The organism is Haloferula sp. BvORR071 (genome assembly GCF_000739615.1).
Lineage (GTDB): Bacteria > Verrucomicrobiota > Verrucomicrobiia > Verrucomicrobiales > Akkermansiaceae > Haloferula.
On record NZ_BATP01000024.1, the window covers coordinates 145,919 to 160,507 of the forward strand.

General features: G+C 57.9%; 15 protein-coding genes. 7 read left to right on the forward strand and 8 right to left on the reverse strand.

The genetic code is table 11. From position 1 onward, the window contains the following. Nucleotides 1-166: 166 nt before the first annotated feature. The 3 genes from BV071_RS13770 to BV071_RS13780 are packed head-to-tail and all read left to right on the forward strand — an operon-like array spanning nucleotide 167 to nucleotide 1,959. Nucleotides 167-1,096, forward strand: a complete 930-nt coding sequence (locus BV071_RS13770; protein WP_265594414.1) for a hypothetical protein — start codon at nucleotides 167-169, stop codon at nucleotides 1,094-1,096. After that, nucleotides 1,093-1,530: a hypothetical protein gene (locus BV071_RS13775; protein WP_035608044.1), complete on the forward strand. Its 438-nt coding sequence runs from the start codon at nucleotides 1,093-1,095 to the stop codon at nucleotides 1,528-1,530. Before BV071_RS13770 ends, BV071_RS13775 begins: the two co-directional genes overlap by 4 nt. A 27-nt stretch (nucleotides 1,531-1,557) precedes the next feature. After that, complete coding sequence (locus tag BV071_RS13780) at nucleotides 1,558-1,959, forward strand: hypothetical protein (RefSeq protein WP_035608046.1); 402 nt, start codon at nucleotides 1,558-1,560, stop codon at nucleotides 1,957-1,959. Nucleotides 1,960-2,185: 226 nt separating this feature from the next. Here BV071_RS13780 and BV071_RS13785 read toward each other — a convergent pair whose 3' ends face one another. From BV071_RS13785 to BV071_RS13800, 4 genes are all read right to left on the reverse strand, one after another. Beyond that, the gene (locus BV071_RS13785) at nucleotides 2,186-2,545 is read right to left on the reverse strand and encodes a DUF2958 domain-containing protein (protein WP_035608048.1); all 360 of its coding nucleotides are present in this window, start codon (nucleotides 2,543-2,545) and stop codon (nucleotides 2,186-2,188) included. 127 nt (nucleotides 2,546-2,672) lie between these two features. Beyond that, on the reverse strand, nucleotides 2,673-4,061 hold the full coding sequence (locus tag BV071_RS13790; protein ID WP_035608050.1) for a hypothetical protein: 1,389 nt from the start codon (nucleotides 4,059-4,061) through the stop codon (nucleotides 2,673-2,675). Between the two features lie 390 nt (nucleotides 4,062-4,451). Further along, the gene (locus tag BV071_RS13795) at nucleotides 4,452-4,796 is read right to left on the reverse strand and encodes a hypothetical protein (RefSeq protein WP_035608052.1); all 345 of its coding nucleotides are present in this window, start codon (nucleotides 4,794-4,796) and stop codon (nucleotides 4,452-4,454) included. A 142-nt stretch (nucleotides 4,797-4,938) separates the two neighbouring features. Continuing rightward, nucleotides 4,939-5,451, reverse strand: a complete 513-nt coding sequence (locus BV071_RS13800; protein ID WP_265594415.1) for a hypothetical protein — start codon at nucleotides 5,449-5,451, stop codon at nucleotides 4,939-4,941. 104 nt (nucleotides 5,452-5,555) lie between these two features. On the opposite strand from BV071_RS13800, the gene BV071_RS13805 reads away from it, so the two are divergent. After that, nucleotides 5,556-6,236 (forward strand): recombinase family protein, encoded by a 681-nt coding sequence (locus BV071_RS13805; protein WP_035608056.1) that lies wholly within the window; start codon nucleotides 5,556-5,558, stop codon nucleotides 6,234-6,236. Between the two features lie 203 nt (nucleotides 6,237-6,439). Here BV071_RS13805 and BV071_RS13810 read toward each other — a convergent pair whose 3' ends face one another. The 4 genes from BV071_RS13810 to BV071_RS13820 form a co-directional block, all read right to left on the reverse strand. Then, entirely contained in the window at nucleotides 6,440-7,273 is an 834-nt protein-coding gene (locus BV071_RS13810; protein WP_052573339.1) for a hypothetical protein, read from the reverse strand. Beyond that, complete coding sequence (locus BV071_RS13815; protein WP_035608058.1) at nucleotides 7,251-7,706, reverse strand: hypothetical protein; 456 nt, start codon at nucleotides 7,704-7,706, stop codon at nucleotides 7,251-7,253. Before BV071_RS13815 ends, BV071_RS13810 begins: the two co-directional genes overlap by 23 nt. Further along, nucleotides 7,703-8,011, reverse strand: a complete 309-nt coding sequence (locus tag BV071_RS35400; RefSeq protein WP_265594416.1) for a hypothetical protein — start codon at nucleotides 8,009-8,011, stop codon at nucleotides 7,703-7,705. Before BV071_RS35400 ends, BV071_RS13815 begins: the two co-directional genes overlap by 4 nt. Nucleotides 8,012-8,522: 511 nt before the next feature. After that, nucleotides 8,523-9,119 (reverse strand): hypothetical protein, encoded by a 597-nt coding sequence (locus BV071_RS13820; RefSeq protein ID WP_035608059.1) that lies wholly within the window; start codon nucleotides 9,117-9,119, stop codon nucleotides 8,523-8,525. 506 nt (nucleotides 9,120-9,625) lie between these two features. On the opposite strand from BV071_RS13820, the gene BV071_RS13825 reads away from it, so the two are divergent. From BV071_RS13825 to BV071_RS13835, 3 genes are all read left to right on the forward strand, one after another. Further along, complete coding sequence (locus BV071_RS13825) at nucleotides 9,626-10,249, forward strand: hypothetical protein (RefSeq protein WP_265594417.1); 624 nt, start codon at nucleotides 9,626-9,628, stop codon at nucleotides 10,247-10,249. A gap of 22 nt (nucleotides 10,250-10,271) precedes the next feature. Then, nucleotides 10,272-11,990: a primase-helicase family protein gene (locus tag BV071_RS13830; protein WP_035608064.1), complete on the forward strand. Its 1,719-nt coding sequence runs from the start codon at nucleotides 10,272-10,274 to the stop codon at nucleotides 11,988-11,990. 176 nt (nucleotides 11,991-12,166) lie between these two features. Continuing rightward, nucleotides 12,167-13,942, forward strand: coding sequence for a recombinase family protein (locus BV071_RS13835; protein WP_265594418.1), 1,776 nt, complete (start codon nucleotides 12,167-12,169; stop codon nucleotides 13,940-13,942). Nucleotides 13,943-14,589 lie beyond the last annotated feature (647 nt).

The following is a 14,589-nucleotide window of genomic DNA, read 5'->3' on the forward strand; positions in this document are numbered from 1 at the left end:
TCTGATCCGCTTCAATTGCCCAGCCTGCCAGCAGGGCCTTTCCGCGCCTCCCGATCTCGCCGGCCAGCAAATTGCCTGCCCCAATTGTGGTCGCACCGTTTCCGTATTCGCAGTAGGCCCCTCAATTTCGCCCCCATCGGGTGGCCGCAATCCTGCCGGCCCCAAGGTGGCAGCCGCCATTGTTTTTCTTGCGATGCTCGCCGGTGCTGCCCTCTTTGTGAAGGGGCAGGGTAAGAGCCCGAGTGAACAAGCCACCAGTTCGTCGAGCGAGACGGCACTTCCCCGCGCACTTTCTTCGGCTGACCAGATCCACGGCAAGCCGATCAAGCGCTCGGGCTCCTCGAACTGGGAGGTAGCGTTCGCCTACTATGAGAAGGCACTCGGAGCCAGTCAGATCATGTTCTCGGCGCAGGAGCGGAAAGGGAAGCTCGCGATCCTTCCCGGGCGGCTCGTGGTCGATCAGGTCGGCGATGGTTTCATCATGGCATCCCACACGGCGAGCCGGGAACAATGGGTCCTCCATCCGGACAATCCGCGGGCACTGGATGAGATTGCGCTGACCGAGGGAACGTCCATTGCCCAGCTTGTGGGCATTTATCTAGGACCCGAGCAGATGGAGACGGTTGACGGCGCACCTCGCCGGATTCCGGCGATGATCGTGTTCGGGATGCTTACCTCAAAAGGTTACCTGGACTTCGAGGCGCCCGGAGCGGCCCGCGCTTCCGCTGAGGAGCTTCGGCCCTACTTGGACGCCCAAGGAACTCGCGAAGCGCAAGAGAAGGCAAAGGAAAGGGCGGAGCTGGATGCCCGAGAGGCCGAGCGCCAGAAGCAGAGGGCGAAGGACATCGCGGAACTGGAGAAAGATCCGTCGTGGAACCCCAAGGCCAAGCCGCCTGGTGCCGGCGACCCACAACCTTCGGCCCCCATCAAGAAACCTGCGACCGATAATCTCGCGAAAGCCCGTGCCGATCTCGCGGCGGCGAAGCTGAAGATTGAGACCGCGCGGAAGGCCGGCGCAGACGTGCCAGATTTGGAAGCCGAGAAGGCGCGGCTGCAAACACTGGTAGACGAGCTGGACCCCGAAATTCAGGAATGAAAGACGCTGCCATCACAATACGGCGTGGAGACCTGCTCTACGGGCCCTTCCCCGCGGACAAGCTGCCGGGCATGCTGAATGAAAGGTCGGTCGTTCTTGAAGACGACGCCTGGAGCGAGTCTGAGGGGCGATGGACCACGGTTCGTGAGATTGTGGGCGTCACCAGTCCTTTGGGCAGTGGCAGTGAACGCACAGCTCCGACGCTCGACGAGTTGCTTGGCAACACACCATTGAATGCAGCCGTGCCGCTAGCTCAGGTCGAAGATTATGAGAAGCGGGACCGAGTCGCCAACATTCTCTCGGCTGTTGGACTTATCGCGATCGTCCTAGGCACTCTCAACGTCGCCGCAAACATGAAGGATGCGAAGAAGCCCAATTCGGGCAAGGCGTCAGAGCGCGCGGAGCGAACGGTAAAGGAGAAGCCACCCAGATAGCCTCAATCGAGATTTCCTTTTTCCGTTATGTTTTTCATCTGCCTTCTCGTCGAAATCGTGGTGTTGGTCTGCCTTGCGTGGATGGATAGGCTGCCCCAATTCCTCATCAACGTCGCAGCGGGGCTTCTGGCGTTCTGCTTCCTCGCATTCTACCGAGGTGACGATTCCATTGTGGTGAATCTGGGCGTCTGTGCTCTCATGAGTTTCTTCGCGTTGGTGGGCGGGTACGTCTTGTGGAACGGAGTGAGGTTGGTCTGCGCTGCGATCCAAGATCCTCAAGCTGCCGCTCAGGCCATCGACACATTCGCGATGGAACGATCGGTCGCAAAGTCGCTGGCCGGCAAGTCCAGCGATCCCAACTCGTATGGCAACCGTCGCGTCGCCGAGGAAGTTGTCCGGGCGTTGAGGGACCAGAACAAGAAGGAGTGACGCGTGTCAGGCTAGGCGAGCAGCCCCTGGTGAACCGTTAGCGCTTGTAGCCAAAATGAAGACACAGATACGACCTCCGGTAAAGTTGCCGTGTTCGGTCGAAATTTTGGATCCGCATGCTCGTCAAGCCCGCCTGTACCGCTCGCGTTGTGAGAATCCTGCGAGCCGATCGAGCATCGCTCCGCCGGTTACCTACCAAGAACCCGCATGTGGGTTATCCCTCCGGCTACCAGTCCTCAATTCGCCCGGCAACGCGAGCCCGCTCAGCCCATTCCGAGAGCCTCCGCATCGTGTCGAACTCCAGGTCGACTTCGATCTCAAATCCCTCGACGGCCGCTAACGCTTCCAGTTCGTCCAAATCGATGTAGCCAAGCTCCGGACTTCCCACCCCGAGATCGCCTAAGCCGAAAGCTACATTGGTGTCTGGGTTGAGTTCGGTGAGAAGCCAGACCGCATTCGCATTGGGGGTGAAGAGTCGGACCTCAGGACGATGGTCGGGCGTTGCGACCTCCGCATGCGGAGCCACGTCTGTGATTCGGTAGTTCAGAACTAGCTCGCGGCGAAGGTGCTCAGGGATTAAAGGCATGCGCAAAGTGTTGATTTTAAAACACAAGCGAAAATTCCCGTCAATTCTCCCACCCTCCGTGGTCAAAGCGGGACGGCGCACAAGTTGACGCGGGGTTGAGGATGTGTGCCGTCGGCTACCTCAGTGTTCACTCGTCGCGGTAATACGGAGGCGTGTGGCAAAGAATCGGGTGGATGTTCTTCTCCGCAATGTGGGCGAATACGTGACAGAGGTAATCGTCGTCCGAAACGTTGTCCCCGGTAATCTGATTATCCCAATCGCTTGGCAGGGGACGGGACGCGCACGAACCAAGACCGCCAATCAGCGCCATCAGGATGTGCTCGATCGCCACATGCAGAGAATGCGCGCCTGTATTCGATCGCTCGCGGATGTTGCCCTCAGGGCACAGGAACCTATCGAGGCTAAGTCCGTTGACCGTGTAGTGGTCTGCGGCGAGACGAGCCCAGAATGCCGTGTCGAGCGTGAATGGCTGCGGGCCCTTGAAGCCTAAGAAGTGGGTTCCGAGAACCACTGAGTCGCGGATCAATAGGTAGAGCGCGACACGCCCTTCCGTTTCCAGATCCCAGAACCGCTCCCGTGCTGTGTCGTCCATGGTGATTGATGGCAGGAACCAAGCATCACCGCAGCCCTTCATCCGGAGGCTCTTCAAATGCCGCTTGCCCAGAGCCACACCAATCTGACGGGCCGCAACGGTGCGGTCCCGATCCAGCGCCCCGAGGAGACCCGTCCGCCGCCCGACGTCAACGAGTTCCTTTGCGGTGAACATGAGATGGCGCTCGCGCCGGATAATCTCGGCTAGGTTCGATGTGAGATGGTCGACGATCGAAGCGATCTTCTGCGCGTGCAGCGGATCGTGGGTCTTCTTCCTCGTCGGGCCGGCGAGCTTTAAATCTGCCTTGGTCCCCGAGAGGTAACGCAGTCGCTTTCGAAGAAGCTCTTGATCGCGGGCCAGCGCGGAGAGCTTCCGGCTTCCGATTGAGGGAGCATGCGCAGCTTCTCGCGCAATTGCGACCTCTATAGCAGCAGGTGCGCGGCCCACGAGGTAGTGCCGCATAGGCAACGCGCCGAACACGAGGTAAAGCGGTTCACCGGCTGCGTCCACAAATTCGCTGGGAAGACCGCGGAGTTTCAGACCTTCAGCAAACCAGGAGACGTCGGGAAACACGCGATTGTCGGAATCGGGGCCAAACGGAAAGAGCCGCGTCTCGATCGCACGCTGCGATACGACCACGATGTGGCCCGAACCACCGCGGCAGTTCTTCCACCATTTTTGGATCGCCGCCAGAGACGCGATCACAGGCTCGGGAATCTCGATCGCTTCGCAGCGCGCACGAACGAACCACGTGCGGTTCCGGTGGATGGCTCGCGAGATCTCTACGGGCTGACCGCTGCCAACGGCTGCGAGGATGTCCCGTGCTCCGCGACGCCAAAAGGGACGAGAGCGGAGAAATTTGTGGATGTCGTCATCAAAGGCCGCTCGATCAGCGGAATGGACGATATTGATGTGTGGCTTCATTGAAGATGATTGGTTAGAGGTCTGAGACCGTCGGCATGCTGGTCGAGTGGTGGAAAGACGAGGGGAGGGCGTATGACGGGGCGTTGCAGGCCTGCTCGGTTTCGATTAGAGGTCGCGGACTCAGGTCCGAGGTTCTCCGAGGTGGTGTGTAAGCGCTGCGTGAGTGCCAGCCAAAGCAGCGTGCTTTGATCGGTACGGGTACAAGAGCGCCGGCGCAGGCCCCGGACGGGCGATCGCTCACGCGAGCGAACCGGCTTCCCGCCGGAGGCGGGGTGCTCGACCAACTTGACGAGCACCCGCCTCACCGTTTTACCACTTGTCAAAGACAGCGCGGGCTAACCGCGCACGAATGCTTGGTAGCCCCCTCTAGACGAGTGACTCGATAGAATTCTAGGCGGCCGAATTGAAGCGGTGATAGGCTTCCGAGTAGAGGCGTGCCGTCTCAGCTGGCGAGTAGTCCTTCACCAATTGATGCCGAGGGGGTGCGGCGCGAGCAACCAGCTCAAATGCTCGCTCGCCGTCAAAGGCAACAGCACGCAGCAACGCGTCGAGCAGCACCTGATCAATCTCTTTTGCCGTGTAGGGCTGAAGGAACAGGGCAAGCTCGGTGACGGTGGCCACGGGGCGACGGATGGATTGGAAGATGGCCTCGCGGCTCGCCTCGAACTTCCGGAGGATGTCGTTTCGGTTCGGGCAGGTCTCTGACTCATCAGGATCGGAATAGTGGTAGAGCATATCGTCTTAGTTGATTTAGATGAACTCCTTTGTTGGAGCTTCTCTCCACTAAGCGTGAGGGGCGTCCGGATATCCGGACGCCCCAGTGGCGCTGCTATTTATGCTCTACGAGCGGGCATGGACGGGGTGGAGACCGTCGGGCTCAGGCAGCTAAATCCTTGTCTTCAGTATCGTCGGCGGTCTCGACTTCACGGGAGAGGACGGCTTCGGTCGTGCGCCGGATCTCCGCCACCATATCTGCGGGAGGAAGCTGCACAAATCGCTCGCGCTCGGCCTGGCTCATTCCGATCGCGGGCAGATAGAACGCGCGCTTACCAGAGCCGGTGGACGGGAGGTTGAAATGCTTGGTGCCTAGAATGTCGCCGATCGCATTGGCCTTCTTCAGCTTCGATCCATCGAGGGTGTATTGGATGCCCAGCTCGTGCATCGAGTCGAGAACGCCCGCGGAGGTAACAAACGTTCTACCGACGTGGCGGCAGATCTGCTGCCAATTGCTCTCGATGACGGCTGCCGTGAAAGAGCGGCCTCCCAGATTGAGGTTAATATCGGCGGCGAGGTTGAATTGGTTGTCGTTCATTGAATGATCAGTGGTAATCTTCATCGGCTCCCGCTTGGCCCTTTGGCGGGCCGCACGTTCGCGAATGTCGAATCCCAATGTTCCCATTTTCCCGGGCATTGCACCTGAACTGTCTCAGAATATCGCGAATACGGGCGAACCGACGTTCATGGGGAATTACAGCCTGTGTTGGAATACTCGGGATGAAGGAAAACCAAAGGTTTGTTAGCTATCTCCGGGTGAGCACTGGCCGACAGCAGCTCGGCTTGGAGGCTCAGCGAGAAGCGGTGAGACAATTCACTCGCCAATCCAACGGCGAGCTGCTCGCGGAATTCGTCGAAGCTGAATCTGGAAAGAAGAACGAACGGAAGATTCTCAATGAAGCGCTGGCTTTCTGCAGGAAGTATCGCGCCACACTCCTGCTGGCGAAGCTCGACCGACTGTCGCGGAAGGTTCATTTCATCTCCGGGCTAATGGAGATCAAGGGTCTGGATTTCCTGAGTATCGAGCATCCCACTAGGGATCGCTTCTGGCTGCACCTGCAAGCAGCATTCGCAGAAGAAGAAGGACGAAGAATTTCGGAGCGCACCAAAGCCGCTCTCGCAGCGTTGAAGAACGGGCCTCGTGGCCACCTTCTCGGTGCAACCGGCCGAGCCTTGGCAAAGCGTCACAAAGCAGAGGCGACGAAGAAGGCATTCACCTACGAGTCGATAGTCAGCGAACTGCGGTCTGAGGGCATCAAGACGGTAAAGGCTACCATGGAGGCTCTCAACGAGAGAGGCGTCCTGTCGCCAGGTGGGACCGGGTGGCACCTCCGAAGCACGTGGAAGCTCATCAACCGGCTCAAGACCGCTGCTCGCCCGAAGGGGTCACAGCTGGAGTAGCCTGCCCAGCGGGAGGGAAGGAGGGGTAGGAGCCTCCTGCCTTCTTTTTGGAAAGGTGGCGGCTCGGGAGGGACGTGCGACCTATGCGACAAGTGGGAACGTGCCTTCCATTCCGTGAATCGGAAGCATACAGGAAACAAGTTGGCCCATCTCGTGGGCGCAATGGGGATAGTCGCTTTCTATCCGTCATCCGAACCGACATCCTAATCTCCGAGATCTATGCCTCGACGGAGTCTGAGCCTCGAACGCGTCTTTCGATTCCCGGTGCCACTTGAAGGAGCTTGTTGAGGAGCAAACAATGAATCGGCGAGATACTTCGCTTTATCCGATCCTCTGGATACCTTGAATCGTCCCCAATGAAGGCCGGCAACAATATTGATCGGAAACACATCTTCCAGCGCGGCGATCATCCTTCGCTGAATCGGCCGAGAATCTCCTCCGATAAAAAGGCACGGAGCGAGATGCTTACCGTCAGCATTCAGATAGTCCACCGAACCGGAGGCAAACCACTTGTGGGCCGCTTGGAACATGCCTGTGAAGGAAACTAGCAATTCAGGGAATGGACTGAGTGATTTACACTCGTGGGCCGACACCACCTGCTCACTAGACACCACGAAGAACTTACGCTTCCCGTTGGCGTAGTCTTCGTCAAAGTCAGCCTCCACTGTCGTCCCTGGTTTCAACACGATAATGTCCGGACAAAAGGCCACGTCGGCGTGCCAGTGAGATCTCACCCTTACCTGTTGCCTGATCTCAAAGTCTTCACCTTCAATGTTCAGACGTATCCACGAGAAATTCTCTGGGTTCCCATTCGGCGACGTGAGGTAGCGAAATTCACCCTTCTCGTTCAAGTTTTCAGGGGAGAGCGATCCAACTTCCTCGTAGTTCCTAAGAAGCATATGGAGGCAGCCAATCTCGAACGAGGCAGCCCGCTCGCGCTTTTTGACAGCATACACCACCTTATAGTCCTTGCAGAAAGCCTTAACGACCCGCTTCACCTCGGTCACCCAAGCGTCATCGTCCTGATTCTTTGGCATCTTCGCTGTAAGGGGGATGAGTCACAATCCAGATCAAATCGCTTGCGCGCTGCGCCTCCAGCATTTTGCGAGTGACTTGAAAAGCCTCGCAAATCTTCACGAATCTAAGGCTCATCTTGTTTACCGCGGCGTTCCTTTTCGCATCGAACAAGATCGATTTGCCGTAGCGGATTGGCACCGTAGACCCGATCACCGAAGGAGACTGAGAAGACGCCCATAGCGGAGCGATTATGCGCTGATAGAAGCTATTGAGGCAGAAAACGACCGAAAGCTTTCTCGCGGTCCACCCATATTTGGTAGCGAGCTCCACTTCGTGAGGTTTTGCTTCCTGGATGAAATTGAATTCAGCCTCCATCAGCTCGACCCGTCGACCCAGCTCATCCTTCTCCTCTTGTTCAAGTCCCGATGTGAGGTCAGCCAGTAGCGGATTCATTCTAGTATCCTCATTTGAGTTACTGCCCGCGAAAAAGCTTGGAATCCACTGCCTCCAGCGGCTTTACGGCGCTCTCGTGTGACGCGGCGTGCTGTTTTTCCAAGTGGTCGACCGAGACCATTAACTGCTCCTTTTTTGCCACGATTCAATCGTTGTTCGGCGAGGAGAGTCGAAATCGTCATCAAGATTCCAAGATTGATGTCTCTCTCCCAGTCGAGGCCCGCCTGACAGCCATTCTCCCCAACGACCGCAGGGGTGCTGAGCTTGGTACGAACATCGGTTTCGGTGAGGGCCTTCTTGTTCATCCGAGGGTAGCCTGCTGTTGCGATGCGCTTCAGAGCCGATAATTCCGTCACAAGTTACGATCCGGTGGAAGCATAATGACACCGGCGCGGTCCGGGACCTTTCCTGAGCCGCTTTCGGTCAGGCTCGAGCACGTCCGCAAGGGCCGTAAGATGACCAAGCATTCACCGCCCCGCCCCCACCTTTCATACAGGACAATATCCAGGACGAGACGACCGGGTAGTGATGGATCGTGAACTATGGTGCAGCGTCGTGATGGGGGAATAATTCGAAGTGGACGCACGCTCTACCGAGGAACTCTCGAATCGCGTGCCCTTCCCGGCAGCTTTGGCAAGCCGGCTTGCTTTCCGGCTGGAAGCGTGACCCAAGCAAAGAAGCCTACTTGTGAAGGACCTCCACCCCCTCCACCCCTCCTCTGGGGAGGGGTGGAGGGGTAGGACGTTGTCGAAAAGTTCGTCGGTAACTTAAGGAAGGGCAACCCACGCTGGAGCCCCCATTGCGCACGGCGGACGGCTATCTAAGTTTGGCAGGCCGAATGCGTACCTTCCCCATGCTCGGCTTGAAGCATTCATCGACTCGTGCATTGACACGATCAAATGCCGCTCCGATTCCCGTTCGAATGCTCTGCCAATCCCCATCGCTATTCTTCCTCAACCCTTTGTGCGGCTCCATGAAGTCGTTTAGAAGGCTGATGATCGCAGAGCCCACAGGGGAAAAATCCAACCCAGGCTGGCGAAGAGCCGAATGCAACGGCTTGAACTCCTTGCTCTTTGCCAGGGCCTTCAAAGGATGCTTCTTCCCGAATTGCTTCTCCAATAACTCGCGCATTTCCTCCTCGGTGTAACGGTCCCACCGCTGGAGCATCTCCAGTCGACCTGCCACTGGCGGACCGAAAAGGATGGAAGCTTCGATGAGGCGCGTACAAATAAGAACGCCCATCAGCGCCCAGCCGCCAACGGCACCCCGCTTGGTCTCGCGTGTGAGCGCAAAGCGTTCGTAGAGGAGGTACTTTTCGCCTTCGCGTCCAGTGTCAAACGGGAGCTCGGCCAAAAGGCTGATGAGAAGTCTGGTGGTAGTTTCTCGGAGGTCGGTGGAGTCTTGTCTCTTCACCTACCTTAAAATTCCCTTTGCTCCCCCCAAATGGCCGCCGATTTGGTGCTGTGCAGGAATGCGCCCACCGGTGGGGCGATTCTTGTCCCTGACTCCCTCCCCTTGGGGGCTGCCAGTTGCCCTGATACCCTCCCGGGGGGATGCCCTCAAAAATAGCGAGCCGGGGACCGGGGAAGGGTTTCCTGATCCGGATGAGAAGACTTCAGCGCCGTAACTTGCATCCGGAGCAAAACATCCCAATTGCGGGCTGCCCCACTCGATGGCCGGAGCAGCCAGATCTGAATTGTCTGGTGGCTAGCCCGCCGATCACAGGCAAAGGAAATGGGAGAGTTTAAGAGGAATCAAAACAGTTAAGACCATTCATTCGCCAGCAAGGATCAGGCGACGTCCATTGATCCCATATGGCAACCACGCCGACACCCACCTCCGGCCGCGTCCCGCGCGGCACTCCGCAAGTAACCGCTCAAGAGGCGCACCGCAACGCACTCTTGCTGACGGGTGAGCGATTGCCCGTCGATCCCATCGGGGTGCTTAAGGCTAGTTCACCCGTCCCAATCCCGGCTGAGCCCGGAGAGCAGTGCGATGCTTTCCTCACTCGCATCCTTCGTCCCGGCCAACTCTACAACCTCATCGCGAGCGACAGGGCGCGACCCGAGTTCCCCGGTCCTACCTTCCAGACCGAGGAACTACTATGCCCGGAGTACAAGGGCGCGATTCCATCGGTCGCACCGGGTGGATTCCTCCGATTCAACCCGGTTGTCGGCCAAGGCTCCGGGAAGCTCGGATGCCACTGTGATCGGGACATCGCAGGGTTCGACTACGTGCTAATCGAGAGTGACGCCCTCCATTTGGATCTTCAGGCAACCCTTCTTCTTAAGCTGCTAGATCTCGGGTTCCCGATTGTGAGCGCGGTTCACACCGGCGGGAAGAGCATCCATGCGCTGATCCGAATCTCGGCTCGGGATCACGATGAGTTCCGAACCCTGGCCCGGCGCGTTTACGCCCGCCTCGTTCGCCTCGGGTTCGACCCCAGCACGAGCAACCCCTCTCGCATGACTCGCCTTCCGGGATGCCTCCGAACCTTCCCCGACAAAAGCACCGCGCTCCAGAAGCTTCTCTATCTCGCCTGAACACGAGCCGACCAATCACGATATGTACGACAACAACAACCAGAACGACCACGACGTAGAGCCCCAAGCGGAGGCCGACGCCTCTCTCGCCAAGAAGCCGAACGCCTCCCCGGAAGAAGAGACGGCTCACGACGGAGACTTCGAAATCGCTCCTCCGGAACAAAATGGAAGGATGGAAAAGGGCGCGGTCTCGCCGGAGGATTCCAGTGAAGGAACACGGTTGCCCATCGCTCGCCTCCCAGCTGAAGATCATCCGCTAAACAAGATCCTCAAGAATCTGGATAAGAAGCTTCCGAAGAAGCAAGGCAAGGTCCTGAAGGATGAGGATGTGGCGGAGGTCATTCGCGACTTCTTTTACGGCGCGAAGGAATACCAGTTCCGCACGCCTGATGGTCGCTTCATTCCACTCTGCGGCGGCGACGTGCGGGTTCGGGTCATGCTCGACCTCGTCGAGCGGGGATACACGGACGATGAACTGAAGGCGGCAGTTACGGACGCGATCATCCAGATTCAGAACCAACACTCGATGGACAGCGTCCTTTCTGCTGCTGGGTTCAGCTGCGGCCTGCATCAGTCACCGTCCGGGGATCGCGTCCTCATCCCTTCCGAAGCTTCCGCGCCGGATGCTTCTCCCGGCAACTACGGAAACCTGCATGCGTTCATCGTTCGGTTACTCGGCGACGAACAGGCAACGCACCTGTATGGAGTGCTCTCTGTGTTCGCGCGGCATATGCGCAGCATCCGTGCTGACCAGAACATGGTCTGGGCTCGCCAGCCGCTCCCGGCCGTCGCATTTGCGGGACCGAAGGGTTGTGGCAAGACACTCCTCCTTGCCCTTGTCGCACGGATGTTCGGCCAACGCACCGCGAACCCCTACCGTTACTTCAAGGGAGAAACTCGGTTCAATTCCGAACTCATCTCGGCTGAGGTTCTGGTGATTGACGACGAAATGGCCGCGAAGGATCACAAAACTCGCGATAGCATTGCCCAGTCGATCAAGCAGTGGATGTTCTCGAACGAGGTTCGCGTGGAGAAGAAGTACTGTAACCCGGTCATGATGCCTGTTCACAGCCTCCTAATGTTTGCGCTGAACGATGGGAACTTGCTCTGCCTTCCCACACTGGACGAATCGATGGGAGACAAGATCTCGCTCCTAAAGGTTCAGAAGGTCGATGGCACGTTCCCGGTCGACCCGGAGGCCAAGGACGAGATGATCGACTTGCTCTTCAGCGAGGTACCTCATCTCCTCCACTACCTGCTCGAAGAGCACCAGATCAAGGAGTCGGAACGCAACCACCGCACACGCATCGCCGCGTATCAACACCCGGAATTGTTGGAGGCGCTAAACGACCTGTCGCCGGAGACCGAACTGATGGAGATCCTCTGCGAGGTGCTCAAGGACCGCTACATGATGAAGCTGCCGGACACAACTACCGAGCGGATCTTGCTGTGGAAGGGCAAAAGTTTCAAACTCCACCAGCTCCTGGAAGCGAGCAGCAAGGTGCCTGCACTCCGGCTTCGCCAGTTGCTCACTGCGAGCGGCGACCTCGGAACCAGGCTCTGGCACCTTCATTCGCAGTATCCCGAAATTGTCCGCCGTGGAGCCAAGTCCAAGGGAGTTCGCACCTACGAGCTGCACCTGAACGAACACGACATTCTCCGCTTCATGCCTGAGCTTGAGGAGGAAATGCGCAAGTTCCGTGAAGGCCCGGATGGCGACGAAGAAGGGGCAGCGGCCTGAACTATGGTCTCACGGGCAGGCAGGCGTCCTCGTTGACTGGGGACGCCTGCCTGGGAAGGAACCCCCTACAAGTCTTATCGAGATATTGTGCAATGTGGTGTAATCAAAGTTTGGCAATTCTACCAGACTATCAGGCAGAGACGCGGCGTGCTCCGCGATGTGTCACTCTCGTCCGCGTGAGCACCGCCGAACAGGCGGCGGACGGACGTGCGGGTATCGCTCGTCAGCGCGAAGTGGTCGAACGTGTCGCGCGGGAGAAACTTTACGATGTGGTGGAACAGATCGAACTCGTGGATGTCAGTGGAACCTCGCTCCACTACGCGCCAGAGATCATGGGTTTGATTGAACGGATCGAACGGAAGGAGATCGACATCGTCCTTTGTTCCGAAATGTCACGGCTGGGGAGGCCCGAGGAATTGAACTCGTTCGCACTCCTTGGAGCATGCCAGCGGAATGGCGTATTGCTTGATCTCGGCGGAACAATCCACGACCTCGCCTCGCCCGAAGGATTCTTGAGCGGAGGCATTTTGGCGCTGCTCGGTGGCCACGAGCGCATGCAGATGCTCAAGCGAATGATGCAGAGTAAGGAGGCTAAACGCGCACGCGGACAAAACCCTCAGAGCCACATCACGCTTCCCCTCGGCATTGGGTACGACAGGAAGGCAGAGCGCTATACGTTCACTCCTGACATCGTGAAGGTCATCGAAGCATATCGACTCATTGATGAGGAGGGTTTGCGCAATCTCAGTGAAATTGGAAGACGTGCAGGAAACTTGAGCGCGGCGACCACTAAGAACGCATTGAAGAACCCGGTTTATCGGGGGGTGAGAATCTACGACAAGTTTCGGGACCAATCGAAGAAGACGGTGAAGAAGGGCGGACGGCAAGGGGATCGACCGAAGATCAAACGGCCGGCCGACCGCGTGATTGAGGTGAGAATCTTTTCACCTGAGGATCAATGCGTGAGCGATGAACGCTGGAATAGAGTCCAAGAACTACTTCGAGGGATTAGGGAGAACCACGAGGTCGCCGTCGCCGAACGTCACGAAGGAAACCTCCTTTCCGGGACGGCCAGATGCGGGTATTGTGGAACTCAGCGCATCTACTGCAAACGTCGGAACCGGAAGCTGTCGGAGAAGTCATCCACCAAAGGACACTACATCTGCCGGACACACCACGAGACGCAGACGAAGAAGGCGGGCAACGTGAAGTGCCGCCAGGGCTGGAGTCCCATGGAGGAGATGGACGAACTCCTTGAGGCATTTGTCTGCCGCTTCCTCGCCGATACGTCGTTTGTTGAGGCGGTGATCGCGAACGCGCGGACAAAGCAGGCGGGGAAGATCGTTTCGCTGGACTTCAGCGAGTCGATCAATGACAAGCTCGCTGACCTGGAGAAGCGCGACCGACGGATTGTTGACGCGCTGGTAGACGGAGCAATCTCGACCGCAGAAGCGAAGGAGCGGCGGATGAAAATCGAACAGGAGAAAGCATTCCTCGTCCGATCGGTCGGGTCTAGCAGCGAGCAATCATCCGACCAGGACGAGCTATCGGATATTGCACGCCAGATTGCCGAAGGCGTGAAGGGATGGCCCGCTCAGGGAACCACCAAGGAGAAGAAGGCATTCCTTCAGCGGATTTTCTCGGAGATATATTTCCGTGGACCGGAGATCACCGCGTTCAGGATCGCGCCGGGACTGCTAGGCCCGAATTTGGGAAACTGGTCGTTCATCGCCGACATCCCGGTCTCTCTCGATCCGCCGGTGCGATTGAAGGAGCCTGAGCCCGAGGTGGTGGTGCCGGAAGGGCACTTCCATTGCAAGGCGTGCAAGACTAACAAACCGAAGGAAGGTTTCTACCCGGGTAACAACTCTACGTGTCGCCGCTGCCGAAACCAAGCCAATACAAAACTGAAGCGCCGAAATCGCAGTGTGAAATCCGACGGCGGCGAGTAGGGTTAGGTTCGCATGCCTTATTTCTTGGATTATCCGAAGGAAGACCTAGTAGGAGCGGGTGGATTCACCCATTGGTCAAAGCCAGAACGACATTCCCATTGAGGTCTTCAGTGATACCGAGAAATTGGCTGACGAAAACGGCATTCCGTTAGAGGCCGTTCGAACTGGCAACAACGCAGCATGGCGTTGCCCATGTGGGTATTCCAGGCCGCTATTGGGCAGAACCGGTACCGGGGTTCTCCCAGCCACTAACACGCTTGTTCAGTGTGGCGGATGTAAGCGGTGTTACTTCCTGCTCCCAGAGAGCCCACAAGGGCGCGTCCTGATGGTCCGCGAGGTCACTCCACCCATCACGACTTTGGTTGCATCGGGTGATGATGACGAACCAATGGATTAGTCCGGCGGGAGCGCAGAACGTCGATGAGACCGCGCTGCCGCTATCGACGATCTGGATTCAAGAAGTGATTGCCCGGGATTCCGGAGACGGTCCCGAGTTTGCAGATCTGAGCTTGGTAAGCATACTACAGGCGGTCGGCACCAGGCCCAAATCACCGGCGAACTAGAAAAGCAAGCCGATCAGACTGGAATCGCGGGAGGACCTGAGACTCCATTCGTGGGGGAGGCCACCATGCTCTTCCCACGCACAG